Origin of the sequence: Pseudoalteromonas sp. OF5H-5 (assembly GCF_021530695.1) — a bacterium.
Taxonomy (GTDB): Bacteria; Pseudomonadota; Gammaproteobacteria; order Enterobacterales; family Alteromonadaceae; genus Pseudoalteromonas.
In genome coordinates, this window is sequence record NZ_JAKGBF010000001.1 from 293,558 (window position 1) to 320,349 (window position 26,792).

Below are 26,792 nucleotides of genomic sequence, written 5' to 3' on the forward strand. Positions count from 1 at the left end.
AACCTTTTCGGTTATAAGTCAAAGGGCCTGTATTCGGCCCTTTGTTTATAGCGCTAAACGGCGTTTATAGCGTTTTCAAAAACTCAACGATTTGCCATTTTTCATTGTCACTCAAGGTTGTGCCGTAAACGTGACCGCTATTATCATTGCCCGGCATCACTTCACCGCTGGCTTTGTTCACTTTGAACTCGTTCATGCCTTGATGAGTAATATAACCAACGTTGATAGGATCGAATTCACGACTGCCAACCCAGAAGGTATCTGGGCGCGACTCTGGTGATTGTAGTAGTGACCATAGGTTTGGCACAGAGCCATTATGTAAATAAGGCGCGGTTGCCCAAATTCCATTTAACGGCCTTGCTTTGTAGACACCCGCATCGTAAAAACCATCCACACAGTCTTCGTTAGTATTGGGGGTTAACTGTTGTCTATTTGCCAAATAGACTTTGAGGCGCTCTTCAATGGATTTTTTCACGGTGGTTTTCTTACCATCTGGCCCGGTGCGCTCTGCTATTAAGCCCGCTTCGATTGCTTTGATGGGATCTTTTAGCACTAGACCCACAACCCCGTTTACTGGGATATCGATAGCGCTATCCACCGCTTGGAATTTGTCTCCCGCGATAATGTCGGTTTTTGTGCCTTCCAAGAACAGTGTTTTTGCCATGTGGCAGCTGGCGTTATTAGACATAGTGGGATCGGTACCAATCTCTTTTACCGGTACTTTTACCGCTTCGTAATCTTTAAGTAGATTTTTTTGGTCAATTAATTGATGGCAGCTAGCACAATTTGCTTGGAATAGCATTTTTCCTTGTGCCGCCTTATTGGTGTCAATCCCTGGAAGGTATTGTTCAGGCCAAGCTGGTGGCAGAAGTGTTTTTACCCACGCTTCTAGTTGCCCTAACGCATGTAAGTCTACCGTTGAGCTATATCGAGCATGTTTCCCCCAAACGCGCTGCCAAACCGGTGCTTCTTCAATGGATAACGAACCAAACACACCCACAACTTCACCAATGTTGCGTACTAATGGGCCGACCACAGGAATATTGGGTGCGGAAGCATTCCACTGTACAACATTTGACTGGTGCGTCCCCCATAAAAATGGATAGGAGACGGGCGCGGTGGGCGCATTTTTATTGTTAAGGTCGTCAAGCGCAAATGCCGTACCGGCGTTTTGAATATTGCCAAACGCATCAAGTCGAGCATAGCTGGTAAAATCGTCTGGATAGTCTTCGGGTAAGTCATTAACGGTTTGTCGCTCGGCGGTTGCAAGCGCCACATGCTTGAGATCGTCTCGTAAATCATCAATCAATTCTTGCGATGCCCCTTCTTTTAATACGCGCATCGCGAAACGGCTAAACTTTTGATTATCGTTAAGGGTCGCTTCTAACGCGGCATTAAGGCGGCTAAAGAAGAGTACAAAGTTGGCGAGGGTGGGCGCACCTTCTACCAAGATTTTTGTGCCGTTATAGTCAATTTGGTTAGTGTGACATGCGGCACAGGTCATTCCGACCCAAGCTTGTCCCGTGGTTTGATTGTTATGCACGGCAAAACCGATGGGCAAGCCTGAAGGGTTATTGGCGGCGGTTTTACTGGGCAGATAGCGCAGCATTTCCATATGTTCGCTATCGCGAAAGAGCTTTTTACTGTTAGGTTGCTCTAACCAAGTAAACCAAGTATAGGGAATGATTTGTGACCCTTGGCCTGTGAACCAAAAGTCTTGCCGAAGTTTATCTGACCATCCTTGATTGAGCCAAACTCGCTCAGGCACTTGACCAGATTCTGCAACTGGGTCGAGCGTTTCTTTTGGCACTGAAGGTTTTTTACTTGGTGAGCTACAACTTGCGAGAAACAATGTGCAAGCCACTGCCGCACTTACATATTTTATTACTAGTCTATTGTTCATGTTGAACTGTCCGTGACGGTGGAAGTACCAACTACCTTAGTACAAACTAATTAACAATCAAGTTACACGACATTACACTTGCCGCTAATTCACAAGATGAGAAAGTCTCATCTTTCCAAATATGAAATATTTATGTAAATTTATTTGTTTACACTAAATTTACTTTATTTGTTTGGGAGCAGTTGTGCGTCGAAGTAGTTTTGCCATTTTTCATGTTATGGCGGTAATAGTTATCTTGGTTGGGTTACTGACAGGTCCTCGTTTAGGCATTATCAATCATGATTTTCTGGCGTTTCTTTCGCCTTTGCTTCCACAAGGCGCGTTGCTGTCAATGCATGTGTTATTTGGTTGCTTACTCACCTTGATTGCGATTGTTTTTACTTTGGCAACCATTCGCGCACCGTTTCGTGGTGCACCAAGCAAGTTTGATAAAGCCATTAACTACATTGGGTATCTTGTTATTGTGCTGAGTATAGCCACAGGATGGTTACTTTGGCTCAATCCAGAGAGTCTAAGTTTAGTCATTCATGGGTTATCAGCGACAGGCATTTTTTTGTATTTGGTGTTACATGGCATAAAGCACACGGTGTTTAAGGGCAAGCAAGTACTGAGCGTGTTATTGCCCCGAAATGCGCTTATTTTACTCAGTTGCAGTATTGCTCTGGTGTATTTTTGCGGCCTTGGCATAAAGCTTATTGTTGCAGATCAGCATTTACGGTTAGAAGTTGCGCCGCTATCAAGGCAAAGTCACCTTGAAATAGACGGTAAAGGAGACGAGCCTGAATGGTTGCGTGCTAAGCCTATTAAGTTAACTACATTTGGTGGTGCAAACTTCTTGGATGGGAGTAGTGAGGTCGAAATAAAAGCGTTGAGCAACCATGATGAAACTTTCTTTCTGATCCGCTGGCAAGATCCGACCGAAAGCCTAGAGCATCTGCCGCTGGAAAAAACCTCGGACGGTTGGCAAGTACAAGAAAATGGCTTTTATCGCTTTGACGAGCGCACTTATTACGAAGATAAGTTTGCCATCATGTTATCGACAACCTGTGAACTAGGAGGTGATGGCACCGTTCAATACGGCGATGCGCCGCTTGCAGGCAAGCCCCGTAACTGGCATGGCAAGGGCTATCACGCAAGTACGGACGGCCGCACGCGAGACTTATGGCACTGGAAAGCGCTGAGAACCAATGACATGTACTTGGCCGATGATAATTTTTTTGGGCCACCTCAAAGCGTTGCACTTGGGCAAAGGCGTTACACCGCAGGATATCAACCTGATGGCAAAGAAAGCGGTGCTTATGTGATGAACTGGCGCTGGTATTCACCAACTGAGGTTACGCCAAAGCGAATGCCAATTCCATCGCCGGATATCACTGAGCGCAAAGTCCTCGACTGGTTTGCCAGCGAAACCTACAACCCACAACGAGACATGGCGAAAATTGGCGAACAGCTCCCATCTGTGTTGTACCGTTCAAATCGTTTTGAGGGAGATAGAGCCGATGTTAGAGCTAGGGGAGAGTGGCACGATGGCTATTGGACGCTAGAGCTGGTACGTAAACACCAAACGCATTCTCCTCTTGATGTTGAACTGCGCTCTGGTGTTTGCATGTGGGTTTCGGCATTTGATCACGCACAAATCGCGCATACTCGTCACCACAGAGCGATTCAATTGAGGTATATGCTATGACCGTAGCCTCACGTTTAATACTTAGTTTAGCGGTTGCCGCTGTGGCGATTAGCTACTTGTTATTCAGCGCCCCTGAGCGAGAAATTCCAACTCATGCACGCTTTATTAAAGTCACTAATGACATGCAGTTTTTGTCTATATGGCAGGGCCCTTGGCATTGTGTCTATGACAAAAAGCTTAATCTGCTTTGGGAAGTAAAACGAGATGATGAGTCTATTCATGATGGTTATTGGAGTTACTCTTGGTATGACGGTCAATTTGGTCATGCTGATCAAGGTGATTGTTATTTCGAAGCATCCCACTGCGATAGCCAAGATCTGATCCGTAAAACCAACCAAGCTTCTTTATGTGGTAGTGCCGAGTGGCGCTTACCTACACCTGATGAGCTGCGCTCTTTAATTCAAACACCAAATAGTCCCGGAAAGCCCCATATCGCAAGTGACTTTTTCCCACACATTAAAAATGGTGACTATTGGAGTAGCGAGGCTGGCGTGCCGTTACCCAAGTCGTTTAAGCGTGAAAAGTTAGGGGCAACGGCTGTGAATTTTCAATCAGCAGAGACGCTTTCGCTCCCTTATGCAAACGCCGCATTTGTCATGTTGGTGGCTACGCCGTCAACACCACTCTCATTGGCTCAAAGTCGTGCTGAGCCTGTTACTCTAAACTAGGAACCAAGGAAATGAAATATACTCAAATGGCAACTTTTGTGGTTGCAGCTGGTCTATCTTGTAGCAGTTTTGCTGCGAGTGACTACCATCGTCTTGTGTGGGACACCAGTCCAAGCACTTCAGCAACAATAGGATTTACACCCACGTCAGGCACTAATCATATTGTTAAATATGGCAGCACAACGGATGAGCAGAGTTGGCAAAGTGCTGCGGTCAGCGCAACGCATACCTTTGACGGTGGCCTCTCAAGTTCATTTGTGAAATTAACCGGTTTAACCCCAGATAGTGCGGTTTATTATCGTGTTTGTGATTCACAAGGTTGCGGTCAGCGTTTGTGGTTCAGAACTGCGCCGCAAACGGCATCAGGGATCACTGCTGTAGCTGGTGGTGATACGCGCACGGGTTGGACAACACGCCGTAAAGGCAATGAGTTGATCGCTAAAATTCGACCGCTATTTATTATGCATGGTGGCGATTACACCAATGCAAACTCCGTTTCTGAAATGCGTGAATACTTAAAAGATTGGCAATTAACCTTTTCGGATGATTTGATTGATGGCCTTGCATACAAGCGAATTTATCCATTTGTAGCAACACATGGCAATCATGAAGACGATAACTACAAAACGCTATGCGAAGTATTTGGCGTAGATTATGACCTAGATGGTGCGTGTACAGCAAAAGATACCTATGGTGCTTTTAACGTGGCGGGGCTTTTAAGGGTTTATACTTTAAATAGCCAATTTAAAAATAGTGGCTGGTCGAGCTATGCCACAGCGATGAACAATTGGCTGAAAAGCGACTTACAGTCTCAGGGCAACAGCGCAACGTGGCGTATCGCTCAGTATCACAAGCCGATGTATCCTCACTATTCAGGTAAGTCAGACAACACCATATTACACACTTGGTGGGCACAAGACTTCTATAATAATGCGATGAACTTAGTGGTAGAGTCCGATACTCATATCAATAAACTAACTTACGCACTAACGCCAACTAGCAATGGCTTTACTGCAACGACTCAAGGCGGCACCGTTTATGTGGGTGAGGGAAGTTGGGGGGCACCGGCTAGAAGCGCCAATGATCCAAAAAGCTGGACTATCGACCTTGCGAGTATTCAACAGTTTAAAGTGTTGAGTGTGACAAACGATAAGCTTACTGTTCGAACTGCTGAGTTTTCAAGTAATGCAACCGCGTTATCTAAAGCGCAGCGAGATGCCGATCCGCTTGCGTTACCTATGAATATGACATGGTGGTATGCCGCCGAAATTGGTGATGAACTGAATCTGATCAAAGCAAGCAATAATCTATCTGTGATAGAAACTCCCATTGTTGAGCCGCCAGCTGCAATTGAACTTATTAGTGGTCAAACACAAGCGAATGTCACTGGTGCTAAGTCTTCTCAGGTACTTTATTACATTGATGTGCCAGCAGGAGCAACGCAGCTAAAAGTTGAAACGGCGGGCGGCAGTGGTGATGTAGATATGTATGTGCGCTTTAATGCGGAGCCAACGACACAAAACTACGATTGTCGACCCTATAAATCAGGTAATAATGAAGTCTGTACAATTACTCCAGTACAAACAGGTCGTTACTATGTCATGCTTGATGGCTATGAGCGTTATTCGGGCGTTGCGCTAACGGCTACGGTTTATACTGACACTCCTCCAGATCAAGGTAATAGCCAGCAATGGTTGGATCAATCCGCCAGTAAAGGTCAGTGGCAGTATTATACTTTTGACGTGGCACAGGGAACACAGAGCCTGCAAGTAAAGGCATCGGGTGGTACTGGAGATGCTGATTTATATCTGCGTTTTGGTCAACAACCAAATAGTAATACCTACGAGTGTCGGCCTTATGAAAATGGCAATAATGAAACGTGCACAATCACCAATCCAAATGCGGGAACTTGGTATATTGGACTCTATGGTTACGCTGCTTTTTCAGGGTTGACTTTACAAGCAGAAAGTCAATAACCCTGTAAATGAGAGCTTGGTGGTTATTGATGTACCAATCAAGCTCACTTTAAAACTGACCGAATATTGAGAGTAACTTGACTGCGCACAATTAATGGAATTGAGACAATAATCAAGGTACAATAGCGCTGCATTTTTGGACACTTAGGTGTTTTGATGCAACGACCTCTGACGCGCGCAATCGTTGCGGTTCGTAGGGAAGAATAAATTTACCACGTGTTTGGCTATGTTCCGTGGTGATAACAAGGATCACATTATGAATACAAAACTTCTCGTTGGCTTAGGTGCTGTGGCTATTGCCGTTGGTGCTTATGTAACCACTCAATCATCATCTTCTTCAAGCATCGCGATGGAACAACTGGAATATGTTCCGGCTGATACCGCGGTATTTTGGGGGCAATTAACGCCTTTTGAGCAACAAAAATATTTGTCTTTCATGCCTGAAGAGCTTCGACAGGTTCAAAATATCGAAGAGATAACTGGGTTGCTTAGAAAAGAAAATGATAAGCACTTGGACTTTGTAGCAACGCTACTAGAGCAATACAATCTAGCGATGACATCCCCTGAACAAATGAAAGCTATCTTAGGCATGGGTGATACGGTCAGAAGTGTATTCTACACAGTTGGTTTGCTGCCAACATTGCGCTATGAACTGGCGGATCCTGAGGCTTTTCAACGTACGATAAAAATGGCTGCAAAAGATGCCGAAATCACATACCAAGAAGATACGCTTGATGGTGTCGCATTAACGCGTTATCAGCTTGAGTTCGCGCCAGAAGCTAAAATTGAGCTTATCACATCCGTGCAAGGTCAATGGGTAACAACAACATTTAACACGCCAATTAATACTGAAGCGGATTTAAAAGTCGCTTTGGGTATTGCCAAACCAGCCCAGTCACTGGCGCAATCTGGCAAACTTGAGCAATACAATACGCAGTTTGGTTTTGATGGTTCGTCAATTGCGTTTCTGAACCATGTGGCTATCGTCGATGGTATTACTGCAAACAAGCAGTCTGATTTGACTCGTATGTTAAATAATCTATTGCAGCTAGGTGGTGGGACTGAGAAATTAGCGGCGGTACGTGCGCCTGAGTGTCAGGCGGACTACAGTGAAATCGCCAACCTGTGGCCTGCAACGGTATTGGGTACCAAGAACATTCAATTTACTAATTCCGCAATCGACTTTGAAGTTGATACTGTTGTGGTGGGTAAAGATGCTGAACTGATGAAAGCGCTTGGGTCGATCCGTGGCTTTATTCCTGCGCACGTCACCAACGGTGAAGAGAAAGTTCTAGGGTTTGGCTATGGTGTTGATGTTGCAAAAGTCGCACCGCTTGTAAACACCCTTTGGGGCCGCTTTACTAAAGCTGAATTCAAGTGCTCTGAACTCGTTGCACTACAGCAGCAAGCGAAACAAAACAGTCCAATGGCTATTGCGATGATGACAGGCATGGCGAACTCGGTTAAAGGCGTGAGTGCGTCCGTTTTTGATCTTGTTATGGAGCCAAACGACCAAGGCATGCCAGAACCTAAAACGTTTGATGCGCTAGTCACATTGTCTGCCGAAGATCCTTTAGTACTTGTTAATACGGTGAAAGGGCTTGCACCTATGCTGGGTCAAATTCAAATCCCAGAAGATGGTACTCCGGTTTCAATTAACCAGTACATTCCATCTCCGCAGCCATTGGGTATGGATATCAAGTTGGCGGTTAAAGGCGATCACTTAGTGCTGTTTACGGGTGAAAAGGCGACAATTATTGCTGAGAAAATGGCAAGCCAAGCACTAGAAACTAATGGCATGACGCATTTCAGTATGGATATGCAAGCGTTTTTAGCACCAATGTTAGAGGCGGCAAAAGCGACTGGTCAACCAATGCCCGAAGGTATTGATGCATTTTTACAGCAAAATATGGTGTTTGAGTTTAGTATGGATGTTGCAGATCATGGCCTTGTATTTGGCACTGATATGAAGCTGAAAAAACTATAACGAGCAAAAACCCAAATGATGTTAAAAATGCCGACTTTAAGTCGGCATTTTTGTTCTAAAATCACATTTACTTTATCAAAATTGGTAGCTTACTGTCGCTTTAATGTTTCTGCCAAGCTCTGCGGGGTCGTTCGCTTCACTTGCTGGCGCTCGCAAATAACGCTTATCCGTTAGGTTGTCTACACCCAGTCGGGCAGAAAAGCCTGATAATACTCCCTCACCTTGGTATTTTACGTTGAGGTTGTAGATAGTATAGGTCCCAGTACCGTATCCGCGTGTGATGAGATCTTCGCTAAGGCGCTGTTGAGCTCTGTAGTGTAACAATTGAAAACCCAGATTTAAATTACTGTTCAATTGATAATTGGTATTCCAAGTAAGCTTATCTGCTGGTGCTTCAGAATATGGCTGGCGTGTATGGTCAATAGTGCCTAAAAAGAAATTAGGTACACCGACGACATCCATATTCATAGAGGCGTATCCTAGGTAGATGTCTAATTTTTTAAATGAATACTGTGCCTCAATTTCAATACCGTGACTGAATAACTTGCCGATGTTTTTCGCACTATAATCACGGTGTGTGGCGACAGGGACCCCATTGCTGGGATTGGGACCGGGTGAGCCGAGCTGTTTATTGCCATTCTCATCGATGTAGTACATAAAAGGTACATTGTCGATGTAATTATCTACCTCACTATCAAAGTACATGACTTTTACACTGAAGTTATCAGCGAAGGATAAGTCTTGCCAACTCAAACCAAAACCAACTTCGTAGCTTTGAGAGTCTTCGGCTTTTAAATCTGGTTGCGGTTCGCTAAAGCAAATTTTTCCACCAATATGACATCTCCACTCATCTTTTTTATACAACTCTTGAAGCGAAGGTGCTCGAAATGCCTCCGCGGCTTTAGCGTAAAAATTAAGATAATCCGCGACTTTAAAAGTTACTCCTAGCTCGCTAGAGAGTTCAGAATCATCATTATCGGAATAGGCGACAAAATGGTTACTTGAGCGGGTGTATTTATCGAATCTCACACCTCCTGTAAGGAGTAATCTCTCATTTAAAAACTGACTTTGATCGATAACAGAAATTGACCAATTGGAGGCGTCGCTATCGCCATAGTAGGTTGACTTATCAGCAGGATTTTCGTCCCATTGCTGTTGGTCGAAGCTTTCGGATTCGTACTGCGCTTCAATGGCTAGCTTGTGCTTTATTTTCCCAGTGAATGTAGCCAAGTTAGCGACTCTCAAGCCTTTGCGCGTACTTTCTCCATTTTTCTCTCCATCATAGTTAATTTTGTTGCTGCCGCGTTCAATATAACCTTTGGTGATTTCATCATAGGTTTTTTGTGCAAAGAATGCTTGTATATCTAAGTCAAGCAACTCGCTAACACCTTGATACGTGTAGTTGAGCATTCCTTCCAGATAGTCATTTTTGTAATCTTCTGCAAGTGTCGGATAGGCCAACGCTAAGTCTATGCGCTGGGCATACGGCTGATCGATTGACTCGGTTTTACTGTAATCAATTTTACTGCTCAAAGTATGGTGTTCGTTGATGTACCAAGTATTTTTAAGCGCGAGGTTTTGACGTTTTGACTGATTCTTTATTTTACTTATCTGCTGAATACTATCGTCTTCTGCGGCTTTGGTGTCTGCCACGACATCAATATCGTTAAATTCCACTTGGCTAAGAGACAAGACCGTATCACTGTGATCATTCAGGTGAAATAGACTGACGTTAATATCATTGGCATCCGATACAGATAAATGTGTGACCGAAGCTTTGCTGCCAAATCCATGCTGGTCATTTAGGTAATCTGCAGCGTTTTTGGTTACGAGTCGTATACTCCCTCCGATGGCCCCAGAACCGACGGTTAAAGAATCGGCACCTCGCAATACTTGCACTTGCTTTAATTGATCTGGGTTTATTCCCAAGGAATTAATTTGCGCGATATTTTGGCTGCCATCCGAATCAATCTTACGTTTCACATTGTCTACAGAGATGTGTATTCGTTCACCGTACAACCCTCGAATGGCGGGTTGTCCAGAGAGCGGCGTCACGCTACCAAATAGTTCAACATTGGGGAGAGTCTTGAGTAATTGGTTTAAATCGGATGCTTGTTGCCGCGCTATTTGCTCTTCCGTTAGCGCTGAAACTGAAGCCGCTACATCATGGTTTAAGGTCGATAATTTGTGTCCCAACACCTCTATTTTTTCAATTTCGGAATTGGTTGGGGAAGACGGCTCAGCATATGCATTCCAGCCGCTGAAGGTTGCAAGAATGGATAAAGAGAGAGTAGAGAGTTTCATATTATTAATCCTTAATAAAAATAATTACCATTTGCAATTGCGGCGAAGATGTTAGTTGTTATAAGATCTAATTGCAATAAATAATTACTTATAGTTATATAGATAAAGGCGTTACTATTCTGACTTTTAAGGAAAAATATGAAGATAAACAATTTACTCTGTGGTTTAGTTATCACACTGCTAGTATCAACGGCTGATGCTAAAACAATTGAGTTTGGCGGCGGTGCGAACATGAACAAGCTTGTTGCGGCCGCAGATGTATTGAAAAACTCGGAGCAGTTTACGGGAAGTGAGATCACGCTGTCAGGTGAAGTGGTAAAAGTGTGCAAAAAGCGTGGCTGTTGGATGACACTGAAGGTAGATAATGGTGAGGAAATAAACGTAAAGGTACGGGATGGCGATATGGTTTTTCCAATGTCAGCCATTGGCAAGCGCGCTTATGCGACTGGTGTACTTGAACAGTTCGAGCTAGATATTGAGAAAACGAAGCGTTATTTGGCCCATAGAGCGCACCAAAACGGTGAAGCGTTTGATGCAAGCAAAGTCACTGAGGGGATGAGTCTAGTTAGGCTCAAACCGGATGCAGTAACGATTTTAGAAACGAAATAAAAGCTATTTCACAAGGACGGCGTACTCGAAGTTTGTACGCTGTGAATTTGGGCTGATCACCACTTGGTAAGTGTCAGCACCAAGCATCACATAATTCACCTTACCCACCTTTAGGGGTTTTGGTGTGCTATCTAAATCCATTATCCAGACACCAGTTTCGGTATCTGGTGCTAAATTTATTAAGGTTCTGCCGGCGTTATTTGGAATATATAAAGCGGCATTACTACTTTTACCCCAAATCGCTTTTAGTTTGTGGTTTTCCGACACCAATGTGTAATCCGCGGGGCCAGAAGGGCGCATATCGGACTGGCGCTTGACTTCACACTGTTCGCATTGAATTGAAGCAGCGGAAAGATGTGTTTGCAGCTGCCCGTCAAAGATAATGCCCTCAGAGGCTATTTTCCACAAAGGTTGGCCTTCACCCAACTGATGACACCCTGACACCAGTAAAGCTGAAAATACTAAGCTGTAATATTTGTTAACAATAGGCACCGGATCACCAAACGAAAACTAGTTAAACCGGTACAAATAGTAGCTAATCTTAAGCGTCAATATAAGGTCTTAACGTTAACGAATGTAAAAGGTTACTTCATCAATTATTAAGACTAACTGCTACAGCCGCTGCCACAACTTGAGCCACTATTACAACTTGAGTTTGAAGAACTCGACGAGGAGGTACTGCTGTCGCCACTGTCCATTGACGTACACCCGATGTGCCCCGCATAGGTTGTGCTGCTGGAGTCGCCTTTGGCAATGGGCTCTCGAAAATCAGTTGCCGAGTAGTAATAGCCATTTGGAATATTAAGTAAAGCGTCAACTGCGAATAATATAGGTAAAGTAGCCGGTCTGCGAGGAGATATTCCTTCGATGCTACAGCAGGCTCTCCATGTTTTACGCAGACTGAGTTGAGCTTTGTTTTTCCCTTTCATTGCCTCAGATGGACAATGATGTAAGAAACGGTCAAAGGCCTCATAGCAAAAGGAATGATACTCTTGTGTGTGTAAAATAAATTCATGCCACAGCGCATCGACAACCTGGGAGGGCATAGCTAAGGACTGATCTTCGAGCAATAAGTTCGCTTGGAAAAACTGCTTAAGGCCCAATTCAACCTGTGTAAGTTGCTCATTGGTAAGCTCAGGATAATGTTGACTGAGTTTGGGTCTTAAATGCGTGAGATCGTAATCTTGAATAAAACTACGTCTACGCGCCGTCGTTTTTACTTTTTGATATTGTAATACACCAACAAAGACCACAAATACCGCAACAAGTAGAAGAAATCCAATCATGTTATTTCCCTATATTTTTGCGTCCTAGACTGACCGAATGTGTAGCGTGTGTCAATAACGGGAAATATTAGAAGCAAGATAGCTTGCCTCTAATTGATTTGATTGTAAGTTTCTTAAATAACCTGAGGTTTGGATAAGGAATGTTCCAACTCATTGCTTCTAAAGAATAGCTTGGTTTTTTCCTTGTCTAGCCAGAGAGTTTTAGGGAAAACACCGCTTCCGCGTCCTGCTCTCGCTAAGGTACCTACATCCTGTAGGCAAGGCGAATTTACGCACCAATAGCTGGCTATTGGAAGTGAATTCAACGCAGTTAGCGCTAAAACTGGCTGCTAGAAAGGCATTAATTATCCGCAGCTCAGGTTAAATACTCTGTTTGACGTATTCTCCGGGGGCATCGTAAATCCCCGGTTGTTCATCACTTTGCGCGGCACGGGCTGGAACTTGCTCTGGGTTTATTTGATGTAACCACTGTGCCCAATGCGACCACCATGACCCGCTTTCATGCTTTGCCGAGGCAAGCCACTCAGCGGGGTTCTCGTGGTCTTGTCCATCAAACCAATAACCATATTTGTTTGCACTTGGCGGGTTGACCACTCCGGCAATATGACCTGACTCCCCAAGCACAAAAGTGAGCGGGCTGCTGAGTCTTTTGGCGCCCTCAAAAGTGCCTTGCCACAGCGCAATATGATCGTCACGGGTAGAGAGAAAGTAGACAGGTTGCTTTACTTTACTGAGGTCAATTTTAGTGCCACGAATACTGACAGACTTGTCTTCAATAAGCTGATTATTAAGATATAAGTCCCGCAAAATAAAGTTGTGGCAGGCCGCTGTTAGATTTGTACTATCACTATTCCAATAGAGTAAATCTAAGTCAGCGGGCGCTTTGCCTTTGAGGTAGTTATTAACGAAGTAATTCCAATACAAGCTGTTTTCTCTCAGCATACTAAAAGAAGTACCGAGCAGATGCCCAGACATCACGCCATTTTGATTATTATACTGTTCTAGCGCATTAATGGTGGGCTCATTTATAAATGCGCCAAGTTCACCTGGCTGTGAGAAATCTAAAATCGTGGTCAGCAAGGTTGCACTTTTTACTCTTTGTTTCATGCGCTTAGCAGCAATATAGGCCATACATGAGGTGAGTAGAGTACCGCCGATACAATAACCCACAGTATGGATTTGTGTTTCGCCTGTTTGTTTTTCAGTTTGCTCTAAAGCACATAACACACCGTCTACGACGTAGTCGTCAAACGCAATATTTGCCATGCTTGGATCTGGGTTTTTCCATGACATCATTAACACGGTATAGCCTTGTTCAAGTGCCCATTTAACCATGGAGTTATCTGCTCTCAAGTCCAAAATATAGTATTTATTAACAAATGGCGGCACGATAAGCAGGGGAGTCTTGTGTACTTGCTCCGTAGTCGGATGATATTGGATCAATTCAAACAAGTGGTTTTGAAATACCACTCTACCCGGTGTACAAGCTAGGTCTTCCCCGAGTGTATACGCATTTTCATTGGTCATGCTGACTCGGAGCATTTCAGTACTTTTGGCTAGATCTTTTTTTAAGCGCGCCAGTCCATCGAATAGATTTTGTCCGTTACTTTCTAACGTCAGCTTAAGTAATTCAGGGTTGGTTGAAACAAAGTTGCTCGGTGATACTGAATTAACGGACTGTCTTGCAAAAAACGCTAATCGCTCTTTAAGTTTTGGGTCGAGGCCTGGAGTATTTTCAATGGTGTTTTGTAGTGATTGTCCAAACCAAAGATAGCTTTGTTTAAGGTAGTTAAACCAAGGATTTTCTTGCCAATCAGGGTCTACAAAGCGTTTGTCTCCACGTTCTGGGCTAATAATGTCTTCTTTATCATCGGTAGTTTGTGGCATAAAACTGTTTTGAAAAATTGCAAACTGAGTCTGCCACCACGCATTTTGCTGTTTAATAAAGGTTTCCGGTTGTTGATTGAGTGCACTGAGCCAGCTTTGTAAGTCGGCTTGGTTTTGCTCATTTAATGCATTTTGTAATGGATTCTCTTTACCAAAATGTGTCGCTGCGAGCTGCCACAATTCTTGGTTATATTGCCACCACGCAGTTAACCCTTGCTCAATATTTTCTTGAGTGCCCATACAGGTAGATCCTTTGTGTTGTTTGAACGGGTAAGGCGACCTAAGTCGCCCAAAATTGCAGGTTATTGCGCTTTCGCGGTTTTTAGGGTTTCTTTGCCAAGAGATTCTAAGCTGTCTTTAAATTCTTGACCTAATTGAGAAAGCTTTTGACCATCTTGGATCATCTGTTGGCTTAGAGCGTTTAACGCGTTCAACTGACTTGCGTTAAAATCCACCATAGATTTTGCATCTTTGATTTCAGTCGCTTGCTTTAGCTGCTCAATGGATGTTTTAGTGATCTGTTCAGCCGAGTGCAGCTGAATTTTTGAGAGTGCTTCGATGTTTTTTGCTACGATTTGGTTAAACTGTACCGCTGGTGCAAAGAATTGCTCAGTTTGTTCGTTGAATGTTTTGAATAAATCGCTGTACATGGTCTTTTCCTTGTTATCGATTAAATTAACACAATGGATGATAGTGATCAGTTAGCACCACCGAACATCAGGGACAGCTCGCTCCCTCGGTGGTATTTAACCTGAGGTTATTTAGGTTATTGCATATATAAGCCGCCATTGAGCGACAGGGTTTCCCCAGTAATGTAACCGGCTGCATTTGATGCTAAGTAAGCAACTGCGGCTGCAACTTCGTCAGGCGTGGCTAAACGTTGCATCGGTACTTGTGCTTTTATGCTATTTAATACGTCTTCACGCATGGCGCTTACCATAGGCGTTTCCGTGTAGCCTGGAGCTACTGCATTGACGGTGACACCGCTTCTCGCACCTTCATAGGCTAGCGCTTTAGTAAACCCAATCATGCCCGCTTTCGCAGCGGAATAATTTGCCTGCCCAAATTGACCTTTTAGGCCATTAACGCTAGAGATATTAACGATACGACCTTGCTTATTAGCGCACATTGCCGCAAAGACAGGGTTGGTCATATTAAAAAGGGAATTTAGATTGGTGTTGATCACCTCGCTCCATTGCGCGTGGGTCATTTTTTTAAACGCTGAGTCGCGTGTGATCCCGGCGTTGTTTACGAGTAAATCGATATTACCAAATTCTTGTAGGACCTGAGTCATCGCTGCGTGGCATTGCTCAGCGTTAGTCACATCCAAGAATAAAGGTTTTACTGCAGCTGGATTTATTTGTAGCGTGTTAAGCCAGAGATCAAAGTCGGCCTCATTACGCCTTTCGCTTGCTATCGCTATAACAAAAAAATCTTTTTCAATGAGTGTTTTCGTAATAGCAGAACCAATCCCACCAAAGGCACCAGTTACCACTGCAATTTGCTTGTTTTCCATAACGCTCCCGCGAAAAAAAGAGGCTATACCAACATACTTCCTAGCCGAGTTAGCTTATCGAGTATTTTTGCTGGTATTTATGACAAATTGGTCGCGAGTTGATGTCAGTTTGAAGACAGCGGAAACGAAATTAGGAACGCACAACATAAATTTAATTAAGTTTTTTCCAGCTTTTCCGATATGTATAACAATCAGTGTCTATCCCAAGGAGTGAAAATGGATATTCAAATACATCAAGGTGGCTTATCACCGTTAAAGCAACTAGCTGAGTTGAAATCACAGGGCTCGGCTCAAGCTGCTTCCAACCAGTTAGAATCGCAATCCCAAAGCGATGTGGAGGAAAAGCAAGAGGTACCCGCGATGCTTTCCAAAGAACTCGATGACGAAGCGGCTGGTTATAAGGAAGATAACCCTGTATTTAAAGAGGATTATGAAAACTTAGAAAAGGCAATGGACCTCATTCAAGCGCAAATTCGTAAGCTCCAAGAGAGAATTAATAAGCTAATGCAGTCCCAAGAGCAGCGTTTTTTACGGGTCGAACAACTCCCAGACGCGACTAATGATGAGCAGCAAGCTTTAATCGAACATGTAGGCAGTAAAAAGTATCGTGACCAAACAAAAGTAGATGAAGTGAAAGTGCTTGAAGAGCAGCTCTCTGAATTTAAACAGCAAGAAGCGGAACTTCGCATCCAGATGTTAAAGATGATTTTAGCGGAGCGGGAGCGATTAGAGGAGCTTAAACGTAAAGGAAAACGGTAGAAATCAGATAAAGGTCATTAATAAATCATCAGAAATTCAAGAGAATTTTGCTGAAATTGTTACCTTACCCACTCTCATAAAATAATCTCTAACAGAAGAAAGTGAGTAATAAAAATGAAAATAAACATTGGTTTAGCGCTGTTGATGATATCAATGTCTGCTAAGAGTTATGCGCAGCTTACATCCGGTCCTTATCTTGGGCAAACACCACCTGGGGACACACCTCAAGTATTTGCGCTTGGCACGGTGTCAACAGAGCACAGAGATCACAATGCGTTTTTCTCTCCCGACATGAAAACTTTTTATTTTACGCGAAAGGACCTGAACGTGAACCGTTGGAGTTTAATTGCATACGAGCAGCGAGGTGAACAGTGGTATGAAACGGTTGTTGGTCCAAGGGTTGGCAGGCCATTACTAGCACCAGATGGCGTGACCATGCATATGGGGAAATATGTTATGACGCGTCGAGAGGGGAGCTGGTCTGAAGCCAAAAGTCTAGGCCCTATGTTTGATAAAGAAAGCTGGGGGATCATGCGGTTAAGTGCATCTGCGAGTGGTACGTATGTGTTTGACGATTATAAAAGTGGCGATGTTATTAGGATCTCTGAGGTGAAAGACGGTCAACGCCAAAGACCTGTTAAATTAGGTCCTGAAATTAACACTGGTCTATATAATGCGCATCCATTTATCGCGCCCGATGATTCTTACATTATATGGGACGGGGTTCGAGATTCAGGGTTTGGTAACTCAGATCTTTATATCAGTTTTCGTTTGAAAGACGGTAGTTGGGGCGAAGCGATTAATTTGGGAGACAAAGTAAACACGAGTGCTCGGGAGGCGTCAGCGAGTGTAACGCCCGATGGCAAATATCTGTTTTTTAACCGTACCACACCTTCAAGAGATGCTGATATTTTTTGGGTTGATGCTCAGGTCATCGAAACGCTAAGACCTGCCAATTAACTTATTGGCATACAGCGCACAGTGATTACTTCGGTGTGCGCTTTATTCTTTTCTTTAAGTTAGTCAGAGCAAGCTGCTCAACAATGTTATCTACAAAATGAGCTTGATCTTCTGTGATGTTGAAAGGTAATGCTTTAAACCTAAACTCGTCACTAAATCCCTGGTCAATAGCCTGTTTGAAATAGTCCTGAGCCTTGTCATTTTGCTGATGGTAAAGGCTGATGAGGCCGAGGCTAAAGACCAATTCAGGGTTTTGGTTGCCGGCCTTTATCTGGTTGGCAATATCATCGGTATATCTACTTATTGATTGATGCTTAGCAGTGAGAAATGACAAGTATAATTGACTGAATAATGCATATCTACCGTGCTTTTCAACAGTCAGCGCTAAAACATTGGTCGCTTTATCATGATGATTGTTACTTAGATAAGAAAGGGCTGCGAACCAGTTTAATGTCTGAGTATTTGGCGCGGCTTTGGCTAATAAGTTAAGGTGTTGGATGGCTTTTTTATGCTGCGTTTGTTGCTGTAAAAACTGGACGTGTTCTAGTTGTATCCAAGGAGATCCCTTTACTTCAGGGCTGGCGTTGATAAGTACCTTGTTAAACCAGTTGGCCATATGCATTTTGCGCAGGCAGTGGAGGTAGCTAGCAACTACCTTAGGCTCGCTGGGAGAAGCCTCATAAGCTTGGCGTGCTAGTGGGTATGCTTCAATGGGGTTGCCTTGCAAGAGATAGGTCTCGGCTAGGTGTGACTTTAACAAAGGCCAATTAGGTGTATTCGCTATGGTGTCATTTAGAAGTTGTTGTGCTTGATGGTAATGCCCTTGAAGCGTATGTGCTTGAGCCAAAAGCAGATTTGCCGATGGACTATCGGGTGTTAAATCCAGCGCTTTTTCTGTATTGATCCGGCTTTTCGTCAGCGCGTCTGCAACCTGATTATATAAGCTATAGTCACTCAATAATGCTCGACTCAAGCCCTTATAACTCTCATCTACGTCTTGTGATGTTGTGATGCTTTGCTGATACAGCGCTATCGCCCGTAAATTATCTTCTAAAGTTTGTCGGGTAAAGTGCTGCTGGGCGATGCTCAATGTTGCGTCAGAGCTTGTTGAAGAAAATGGTGAGGTAAAAGGGGAGTGATATATACCGATTATACACGCCAGAGCTAGGCCGATACTTCCGCCGGCTAGAGTAGTAAATCGCTTTACTGCTGGCGCTTGCGGTTCATGATTTATCTTATTAACGGTTGCGCTAAAGCGGTATCCGAAGCTGCGTTCAGACACGATATATTCTGGTTTATTGGCATCATCTTCAAGGAGCTTTCGTAGCCTTGCTATTTGTTTTTTAATCGCATCATGAGTCACGACTCGACCAAGCCAAACTTGTTGTTCTAATTGCTGGTGGCTCACAAGGTGAGGTGCATGCTCAATCAGGTTCAGCAACAATCTATGTGCGAGCGGTGTCAGTACATGAGATACATCGCGATGACTGATGGTGCGAGAAGATACATCAAAATCCCATTTTTGATTCAACTGATACTGCAAGTTATAAATCCTGTATTTTTTATTTTATTGATTTAAATGCTTTTAATTGTTCTGTCACGCAATGTCACCAAAGCACACTGGCAAGCCAGCATTAGACACGTAGAGTAAGACTCGTCATAACAATAAACAAGGATTTACATGAAAGCATTACCCCATTTACTGTTATTTTTATGCCTGTTTTCTATGCCCGCTCAGGCGACGACTCAACTGCAAAAACAACTAGATGACTATATCGCGCAGTATCACCAAATTAAAGAGTTTGATGGTGCCGCTTTGGTTGCTCGAGGAGCTGAGGTGTTACTGCAGCAAGGTTATGGATTTGCCAATGTAGAGTGGCAAATAGCAAATCAACCCAACACTAAATTTAAGCTAGCATCAGTGACCAAGCAGTTTACGGCACTTTTGGTATTACAACAGGTTGAGAAAGGAAAGATTGAGCTTGATGCCAACATTTCCAGCTATTTACCCACATACCGAAAGGATACGGGAGGCCAAATTACCATAAGGCAGTTACTTAATCACACGTCAGGCTTACCAGATGTGTTTCAACACCCCGAATTTCGTCAGGTGCAAAGTCACAACCCTTATAATCGCGATGAGTTTATCGACCATTTTTGCTCAGGAGACTTGTTGTTTGAGCCGGGCTCTGCGTTTCGTTACAGCAATGCCGGCTACACTATACTTGGACGTATCCTTGAGCTTGTGAGTGGAAACAGCTACTGGCAACTACTTGAAAAGCAAATATTAGCACCGCTAGATATGAAAGAAACTGGATTTGCCGATCATAAGCAGGTAATTAAAGGCCTAGCGAATGGTTACGATACCACGTTAAAGGGGTTCAAACATGCCGATTTTATTGACATGACAGTGCCTTTTTCCGCGGGCGCAATGTATTCAACGGTGCAAGATATGTATAAGTGGGAGCGTGCATTATACACAGATAAACTATTAACGCCTGAGACCAAGAGATTGTTATTTACCCCTTCCAAACACAGAAATTACGGATTTGGCTGGGAAATCACCAACAAAGGAGATGACAGTCAAATTAAAACGCTGGTTCACCATGGCGGTGGAATCCCAGGGTTTGGGGCTAAGATTGCAAGAGTATTGGAGGACAAAACGGTTATTATTTTACTGGATAATACAGGCGGCGCACCATTGACACAGATGGTTGATGGCATACTTGAAATCCTTGCAGGTAAAGCTGCAGCATCGCCCAAGTTAAGTCCATATCGGCTGCTTTTTGCAACGATTTTATCTGACGGTGTTGAAGTTGCGATTAAAAGTTATCAGCACCAAGCTCGTGCGGGGAAGGGATTAAGTGAGCGCCAACTAAATCGCTTTGGGTATCAATTATTGGAAGTCGGTTATTACGACGCCGCAATTGAATTTTTCAAATTGAATGTTGCGGCACACCCAAAAAGCGCGAATACCTATGACAGTCTCGCTGAGGCGTATCTTATTAAAGGAGATAAAACCAATGCACGTGTTACTTACCTGCAGCTATTGCAATTAGATAGTAACCATGAGGCGGCTAAGAGGTTTGTAGAATCCGTCCTAAAGTGAGCGCTGCAATCAACTTTTGCTATGTCTGTTACCGAGCATTGTTTTTTTGATGATAGAGTGCCTCAATTATATAGCGCCTAGCCGTACCTAGGCTTAGGCGCTATTTATCCATTATGGCGGTATTTTAGAGCGTAAACTTGTCGACTTGCGACTTTAAGTCGTGGGCAAGTTTACTCATTTCATTACACGCCGTCGCGGTTTGGTTGGCGCCTTCGGTCATTTCAACAGCCGAGTAATTGATAGTCTCGATATTTTTGTTCAGCTCCTCTGAAACCACAGATTGCTGATGACAAGCTGACGCGATCTGTGTACTCATGGCTGCGATGCTATCAATTTGAGATTCAATTTGATGGATCATATTGCCGGCGACTTCTGATTGCTCAACGCAAAGTGCAATACCCTGCTCACAGCTCTTGGTTGCCACGCCGGTTTCCTTCGACTTGGTTTGTAGGTCGTTGACGATTTCAACAATTTGCGTGGTTGAATCTTGGGTGCGTTGGGCCAGTGAGCGGACTTCATCCGCAACAACAGCAAAACCACGTCCCTGAGCACCTGCACGAGCAGCTTCAATAGCAGCATTTAATGCTAATAGATTCGTTTGCTCCGCGATTTCTCTGATTACGTCAACAACCACATTAATGTTGTGTGAGTTTTTTTCGAGATTATTGGCAAGTTCACCTGCAGATGTGACTGTTTGTGCAACGTCTGAAATATGATTGATATTTGATTTAAGTGCGTCGCTGCCTTCTCTGGCTTTTTCACTTGCCTGATTTGCTGATTCAGCGCCCATTTCTGTACTTTTAGCCACTTCACTAATCGCCGCTTGCATCTGTGTCATCGCGGATGCGACGGATTGCAGCTCATTTTGCTGTACATTCATACCTTGTGCATTCTGGTAAGAAATGGCATTTACTTCTTCTACTGCCGCAGTTAATTGAATGGCTGAGTCATTGATCATGGTGATTAAGGCGTGTAACTGTGAACGCATTTTATCTAAAGATTGGGTCAATAAACCGAGCTCGTTCTTACCTGTATCTTCAAGTGCAATTGCGTGATTTAGCTCGCCACGGGCTATCTTACTCGCAAGATCCACGGATAAAGCAAGCGGTGTCTTAATCGCTTTACTCAAAAGTATGCAGATAATGACTATGGTTACTGCAACGAGTAATCCAGAAATCGCTAAAGTAAATAGGGTGCTATTAACTGCTGATATAGCCGAGCGCTCAGAATTTTCAACACTGCTATCATTTAATGCTTCCAGTTCACTAAGCTCAGACATGGCGTTGGCAAACAGAGGGTAGCTATCTAAAATGATTCGATTTGCTTCTTTTGCGTTGCCACTTAGGATAAGGCTTTCGTAATGATAAGTCGCATTGACGTATCGCTGCCAAGCGGTAATAAACGCATTGAACAGTGCCTTTTCTTCTTTGCTGACTGGCAATGATTGATAAAATGCTATCTTGTCATTCAATGACTTCTTCAGATCTCTTAAAATAGCAAGCCAGTTGTGCACCTCTGGGTCTTCAGGGTTTAATGCAGTACTAAACTCATCTTTACGTATAGTTGCTAAGTCAATTTTAATGTCTTTAATGGTTTCCATAGATGGAATGCTGGTTCTGACTATGTCGTTCAGATTGGCGTTCACTTCTTTCATTCCTTGGTAGCTCATCAAGCCAACTCCAATGAAAATGACAAAAAGTAAGGTGAAACTTAACGTTATTTGGTTAGAAATAGATAGTTTTTTTAACTGCATTATTGAAGCTCAATGAATCCATGGATGATGATTGATATTTAAAGGGGCAGTATTGTATTTGAAAAGCAGGTGATATTAATAATTAAATGTTTTTTGCTAATGTTTGCAGTTTGTATTATTTGTTGATTATATTTTGTGTTTTAGATTTGTGATTTTTTAGCTGAAAGTAAGTGTGGTTTTTTATCCTTTTTATGTGGTTTTATTTTCTAAAAAATGTCCGGTTTTTAACTTTGCCACATCACTTGTTTTTTTGTTTTAAATCTTTGTTTTATGGAGCTTTATAGATAGCGTTGAACGATGAGATTGGGGTATGTAGCCTAGGTGAATTAAAATTCACCAAAATTTTAGTTGTAGAAATCTGCATAATATTGATTTAGTTCAGTTGTTATGAAGTAATAGAAGCGCTAGGACTATTTAGACTTCATACCTTTTATCTCGTTGCCTAGTCATTTCATCAAGTACCATTTGGATCATCTGTTGCTTTACATCAGCATGCTGTGATTTAAGTTCATCAAGTTGTTGGGTTAAAATCTCAATTTCTTTTTCTGTTTCATTATCGCGATACTGTTTTGCGCCGGTATGCTCATATCTCAGGGTATCTTCTTGTGTTGTTGGGATATCAGCATCGCTTACTGTGGATACCTTTATAGCTCGTTGCAGAGGTGTTTTTTTTAACTCGCTAATAAGCTGTTGTAAATGTTGGATTTGCTCTTTCATTAGGGCTTCTGACTGTTCTAACATTTCATATTGTTGCTTAAAATTAGGGTTGTTACCTTTGTATTTCTTTGCCTTTTTGTCCATAAACTCAGTCAGTATGGTTTCATTTGCTGGTTTTTCTTCCGTTTCCTCTGTGGAGTTACTTGTGGCAGTGGGTGTTTCGTTGTTTGCGTTTAGTGCGTCGGCAAAGTGATGTGGCTTCATTTGAATTTCCATAACGTTATCCTTGTTATCTCTATTTCTAACTGTATCGGAGTATTTTCTGATTTCTTTAGCTGTTTGGTTAATCCCCGCTAAGCTAACAAGGTTGGATATAAGGAGTCAGTGAAATGAAGGTATGGTTGGTTATTAGTATTTTGTTTTTTAGCTGTAATAGCTTTGCTAAATGTGAAGATCAAGGATTTAGACAGTTTGATTTTTGGCTTGGAGATTGGTTGGTAACGAGCGTAGGAGGTCTTGAGTCTGGGCGTAATCGCATTACCCGTGCGTATGATGGCTGTGTTATTAAAGAAAGTTATACCAATGAACTTGGGTATCGTGGTGAGAGTATAAATATTTATGATGCATCCACTCATCGTTGGCATCAAACTTGGGTGGATAATAGCGGACTGTTGTTACGGTTGGATGGTGAGCTTCATGAAGGGAAAATGGTATTACAAGGGGATAGGAAAAATGCAGCAGGTATTAAGGTGACGGATAAGATAACATGGACTGCGAACCCAGATGGTACGGTACGTCAGGTTTGGCTGAGTAAGCAAGGGGCTGAAAAGTGGCAAATAGTATTTGATGGATTGTACAAAAAGGAGACTGAAAAATGAGAAAACTGATTATTAGCTTTATGTGGTTTGTTAGCAGTATTTGCTATGCCCAATCGGAAACGATCACACAGCAAGCACTGATGGTAAATCAAATGTCAGCAGACGCTTACACCATAGTGGACGTACGAAGCCCTGAAGAGTTTGCCGCAGGACATATCAAAGGGGCAATAAACATTCCTTTTAACGAGATTGAGACGCATCAGGAAGAACTGACTAAATTGACTGATACACCACTCGTTGTGTACTGCCGCTCTGGGCGTAGGGCTGGCATCTTTATTGAGGCACTAGCGCCAAAAGGCTACACCTTAAAACACCTAGAAGGTGATATGAATAAGTGGCTGGCGGAGTCTTTACCTGTGGTGAAGAAATAGGGGCTCCCTACTTTTTGAGTAAATAGTAGCGGGTAAAAACAAAAGGTAAACGGCAAAGCTTAATAAGTTTTGGTCACTGCCACACTTGAATTGCGCTTCAAATAACGGCATATAACTAAAAAAGGAACTTGAAAGAGTTGGTAATATAAATGATAATCACTATCGTTTTCATAATGAAGTTAATTTAGGGAAAAACGATGTGCTCTTCATCTTCACGTACAATAAATAATTCTTTAAAACTCTCTCTTTGCGCCACTTTTGTGCTGTTCTCACTACACGGCAATGCACATGCCGCTGAAGTTGCTGATGATACGTTAGCTGCTGATGCCGCGGGTGATGGTAGGGCTCAAGAACTAGAGCATATTTATGTGACTGGTACGAGTGTAAAAAATTACACCGAGTCTTCGAACAAAGCGGCATTAAAAATGATTTTATCACAGCGTGAGACGCCTCAAGCGGTGACCGTTATCACAAATCAAATGATGCAAGATTGGCAGACGGTTAACATTGATGAGATCTTGGAACATGCAACGGGCTTTTATGCAAAGCGGGGAGCCAGTCTTGATAGGACACGTTTTTCTGTACGTGGCGGTGATGTCAATTTAATCCAAATAGACGGTGTGCAACAGTTCCCAGGTGGCCGAAGACCAAATGTAAATGGTGATGCGGTTGCTTATGAGCGTGTTGAGATTGTACGTGGTGCAAATGGTTTATTAACTGGCGTTGGTGACCCAACCGCGACCGTAAACTTAGTAAGAAAACGTGCAACAAGCGATGAGTTTAAGGGCAGTGTGGCGGTTTCGGCTGGTAGTTGGGATAATTACCGCGCAGAGGTGGATGTGGCGAGTGGGTTAAACCAAGAGGGCAGTATTCGCGGCCGCTTTGTTGCTGCACATTATGAAAGAGATTCCTACATTGAGCGTTATAGCCAGGAGAAAACGTCTATATATTCTACCGTTGAGGCTGATCTGACCGATTACACCTTATTGCGACTCGGTGTGGAATATGCTGATACTGCTTCAAAAGGGGCGATAAATAGCCACTCTCAACCTTACTTTTACGCTGATGGTAGTCGCTATCAGGGACGCCGTGGTGACACCGGGATGACGGCAAAATGGAGTAGCTGGCCAATCGAAGAATACACCTATTTTGTTGGGCTTGATCACGCGTTTGAAAACGATTGGCAACTCCATGCCATCGCGACATACAATACCATTGAGATGCAAGGTGGGCAGCTCTTTTTCGTTTATCCTGATGGGCCTATTAACCCAGATGGTAGCAGCGATAATGGATTCGGTTACAGTGCTGTAATAAGTAGCTCCGAAGATGAACAAAAGACAATAGACTTGTCACTCCAAGGCCCGGTTGAGTTATTTGGTCGTACGCATGATGTCATTTTCAGCTATAACCAATTCAAGCGGGAGCGTACGTCATTTGGTAATGAAGCCGACCAGACTACTATTTCATTAGAAGGGTTAAATTTTCACGATTGGACAGGTGACGTGCCGCGCTATCCATTTAAAGATTTAGGCCGTGATAGTTTGACGGTAACAGACTCTAATGGTGGATTTGTGGCCGTGCGTGTTAACCCGCATGATGATGTTAAACTTATTGTTGGCGCTAGGATCACCAATTGGGAGTACGATATTGACCTTTATGATCCTAATAACGGTAAGTTTCTTCGTAACCGCTATCATGAAAAGGTGGATACAGAAGTCACCCCTTATGCCGGGCTCGTGGTTGATATTAATGAGCAATATAGTGTTTACGCGAGCTACACAGAGGCATTTCAGCCGCAAGCCTACTTTGATATCAATGATAAAATGCTCGACCCAAGCACCGGCGAAAGCTATGAGCTCGGGGTAAAAGGTGAGTTACTTGATGACACCTTGAACTTTACGGCGGCGGTGTATCGTAATGTTGAAAATGGGCTTGCGATTGTCGATCCAAACTACCCAGACAGCTATCTAACTCCGCAGGGCAATAGGCCATATATTCAGCGCGGTGAAGGCGATACGACAGAAGGCTTTGAAGTTGAATTTACAGGCTCTATCAATGAGCAGTGGAATATCAGCTTAGGGCTATCAAAACACAAAACTGAATCAAAAGATGGCAAAGAGCTGTTAACGGATCAGCCCAAAGAGCTCATAAACCTGTATACCACCTATGACTTTAGCGAGTTTGTTGACGGCTTGACTGCGGGGCTTGGAATTAATTGGCAAGGTAGCTTTTATGCAATACCACAAAGGCCATTGCCGGGCGGCGGTAGCGAGGCGTATAAGATCACACAATCTTCCGGAGCGTTACTTAATTTAATGGCAAGATATGAAGTGAGTGAACAGCTTAGTGTGTCGCTTAACTTCAACAACCTACTGGATGAAAGTTACTACAACAGTATTTCATCTTGGGACGGCTATGTAATGCACGGCGAACCGTTCAATTGGCAATTAGGGATGCGCTATAGCTTTTAGTGAGTCAACCT

21 protein-coding genes are annotated in these 26,792 nt (G+C 43.3%); 11 read left to right on the plus strand and 10 right to left on the minus strand.

Annotated elements, in window-relative coordinates; all coding sequences use genetic code 11:
• Positions 1 to 64: 64 nt before the first annotated feature.
• Positions 65 to 1,903 carry a di-heme-cytochrome C peroxidase gene (locus L1271_RS01365; protein ID WP_102057270.1) on the minus strand — a complete coding sequence of 613 codons (1,839 nt, stop codon included), beginning with the start codon at positions 1,901 to 1,903 and terminating at the stop codon, positions 65 to 67.
• A gap of 184 nt (positions 1,904 to 2,087) precedes the next feature.
• Here L1271_RS01365 and L1271_RS01370 point away from each other — a divergent pair, with 184 nt between their 5' ends.
• From L1271_RS01370 to L1271_RS01385, 4 genes are all read left to right on the plus strand, one after another.
• Positions 2,088 to 3,590 carry an ethylbenzene dehydrogenase-related protein gene (locus L1271_RS01370; protein ID WP_235366601.1) on the plus strand — a complete coding sequence of 501 codons (1,503 nt, stop codon included), beginning with the start codon at positions 2,088 to 2,090 and terminating at the stop codon, positions 3,588 to 3,590.
• Positions 3,587 to 4,258 carry an Lcl C-terminal domain-containing protein gene (locus L1271_RS01375; protein WP_235366602.1) on the plus strand — a complete coding sequence of 224 codons (672 nt, stop codon included), beginning with the start codon at positions 3,587 to 3,589 and terminating at the stop codon, positions 4,256 to 4,258. Before L1271_RS01370 ends, L1271_RS01375 begins: the two co-directional genes overlap by 4 nt.
• Positions 4,259 to 4,269: 11 nt before the next feature.
• Positions 4,270 to 6,234: a pre-peptidase C-terminal domain-containing protein gene (locus tag L1271_RS01380; RefSeq protein ID WP_235366603.1), complete on the plus strand. Its 1,965-nt coding sequence runs from the start codon at positions 4,270 to 4,272 to the stop codon at positions 6,232 to 6,234.
• Between the two features lie 256 nt (positions 6,235 to 6,490).
• Positions 6,491 to 8,221: a hypothetical protein gene (locus L1271_RS01385; protein ID WP_102057266.1), complete on the plus strand. Its 1,731-nt coding sequence runs from the start codon at positions 6,491 to 6,493 to the stop codon at positions 8,219 to 8,221.
• Between the two features lie 75 nt (positions 8,222 to 8,296).
• On the opposite strand, the gene L1271_RS01390 is transcribed toward L1271_RS01385, so the two are convergent.
• Positions 8,297 to 10,525, minus strand: coding sequence for a TonB-dependent receptor domain-containing protein (locus L1271_RS01390; protein ID WP_235366604.1), 2,229 nt, complete (start codon positions 10,523 to 10,525; stop codon positions 8,297 to 8,299).
• Positions 10,526 to 10,663: 138 nt separating this feature from the next.
• Here L1271_RS01390 and L1271_RS01395 point away from each other — a divergent pair, with 138 nt between their 5' ends.
• Positions 10,664 to 11,134 (plus strand): DUF4920 domain-containing protein, encoded by a 471-nt coding sequence (locus L1271_RS01395; protein ID WP_235366605.1) that lies wholly within the window; start codon positions 10,664 to 10,666, stop codon positions 11,132 to 11,134.
• A 3-nt stretch (positions 11,135 to 11,137) separates the two neighbouring features.
• Here L1271_RS01395 and L1271_RS01400 read toward each other — a convergent pair whose 3' ends face one another.
• From L1271_RS01400 to L1271_RS01420, 5 genes are all read right to left on the minus strand, one after another.
• Positions 11,138 to 11,626, minus strand: a complete 489-nt coding sequence (locus tag L1271_RS01400) for a hypothetical protein (RefSeq protein WP_029215865.1) — start codon at positions 11,624 to 11,626, stop codon at positions 11,138 to 11,140.
• 113 nt (positions 11,627 to 11,739) lie between these two features.
• A complete protein-coding gene (locus L1271_RS01405; protein ID WP_102057264.1) occupies positions 11,740 to 12,420 on the minus strand; it encodes a glycine-rich domain-containing protein in 681 nt (226 codons plus the stop codon).
• 360 nt (positions 12,421 to 12,780) lie between these two features.
• A complete protein-coding gene (phaC, locus tag L1271_RS01410; protein WP_102057263.1) occupies positions 12,781 to 14,547 on the minus strand; it encodes a class I poly(R)-hydroxyalkanoic acid synthase in 1,767 nt (588 codons plus the stop codon).
• A gap of 62 nt (positions 14,548 to 14,609) precedes the next feature.
• Positions 14,610 to 14,957, minus strand: a complete 348-nt coding sequence (locus tag L1271_RS01415) for a phasin family protein (protein ID WP_102057262.1) — start codon at positions 14,955 to 14,957, stop codon at positions 14,610 to 14,612.
• A gap of 116 nt (positions 14,958 to 15,073) precedes the next feature.
• On the minus strand, positions 15,074 to 15,823 hold the full coding sequence (locus L1271_RS01420) for an SDR family oxidoreductase (protein ID WP_010606554.1): 750 nt from the start codon (positions 15,821 to 15,823) through the stop codon (positions 15,074 to 15,076).
• A 216-nt stretch (positions 15,824 to 16,039) separates the two neighbouring features.
• Between L1271_RS01420 and L1271_RS01425 the strand changes: the two genes are divergently transcribed.
• On the plus strand, positions 16,040 to 16,582 hold the full coding sequence (locus tag L1271_RS01425; protein ID WP_010606555.1) for a hypothetical protein: 543 nt from the start codon (positions 16,040 to 16,042) through the stop codon (positions 16,580 to 16,582).
• A 114-nt stretch (positions 16,583 to 16,696) separates the two neighbouring features.
• Complete coding sequence (locus L1271_RS01430; RefSeq protein ID WP_102057261.1) at positions 16,697 to 17,542, plus strand: PD40 domain-containing protein; 846 nt, start codon at positions 16,697 to 16,699, stop codon at positions 17,540 to 17,542.
• A gap of 25 nt (positions 17,543 to 17,567) precedes the next feature.
• Here L1271_RS01430 and L1271_RS01435 read toward each other — a convergent pair whose 3' ends face one another.
• On the minus strand, positions 17,568 to 19,085 hold the full coding sequence (locus L1271_RS01435; RefSeq protein WP_235366606.1) for a winged helix-turn-helix domain-containing protein: 1,518 nt from the start codon (positions 19,083 to 19,085) through the stop codon (positions 17,568 to 17,570).
• Between the two features lie 138 nt (positions 19,086 to 19,223).
• On the opposite strand from L1271_RS01435, the gene L1271_RS01440 reads away from it, so the two are divergent.
• On the plus strand, positions 19,224 to 20,651 hold the full coding sequence (locus L1271_RS01440) for a serine hydrolase domain-containing protein (protein WP_235366607.1): 1,428 nt from the start codon (positions 19,224 to 19,226) through the stop codon (positions 20,649 to 20,651).
• A 124-nt stretch (positions 20,652 to 20,775) separates the two neighbouring features.
• On the opposite strand, the gene L1271_RS01445 is transcribed toward L1271_RS01440, so the two are convergent.
• The gene (locus L1271_RS01445; protein WP_235366608.1) at positions 20,776 to 22,404 is read right to left on the minus strand and encodes a methyl-accepting chemotaxis protein; all 1,629 of its coding nucleotides are present in this window, start codon (positions 22,402 to 22,404) and stop codon (positions 20,776 to 20,778) included.
• Between the two features lie 414 nt (positions 22,405 to 22,818).
• Positions 22,819 to 23,337 (minus strand): hypothetical protein, encoded by a 519-nt coding sequence (locus L1271_RS01450; protein ID WP_235366609.1) that lies wholly within the window; start codon positions 23,335 to 23,337, stop codon positions 22,819 to 22,821.
• Between the two features lie 113 nt (positions 23,338 to 23,450).
• Between L1271_RS01450 and L1271_RS01455 the strand changes: the two genes are divergently transcribed.
• The 3 genes from L1271_RS01455 to L1271_RS01465 all read left to right on the plus strand — a co-directional run bounded on the left by L1271_RS01455 (position 23,451) and on the right by L1271_RS01465 (position 26,781).
• Complete coding sequence (locus L1271_RS01455) at positions 23,451 to 23,939, plus strand: hypothetical protein (protein WP_235366610.1); 489 nt, start codon at positions 23,451 to 23,453, stop codon at positions 23,937 to 23,939.
• Positions 23,936 to 24,310, plus strand: a complete 375-nt coding sequence (locus L1271_RS01460) for a rhodanese-like domain-containing protein (RefSeq protein ID WP_130125958.1) — start codon at positions 23,936 to 23,938, stop codon at positions 24,308 to 24,310. The genes L1271_RS01455 and L1271_RS01460 overlap by 4 nt, the downstream gene beginning before the upstream one ends.
• Before the next feature lie 197 nt (positions 24,311 to 24,507).
• Positions 24,508 to 26,781: a TonB-dependent siderophore receptor gene (locus tag L1271_RS01465; protein WP_102057256.1), complete on the plus strand. Its 2,274-nt coding sequence runs from the start codon at positions 24,508 to 24,510 to the stop codon at positions 26,779 to 26,781.
• Positions 26,782 to 26,792: the final 11 nt, after the last annotated feature.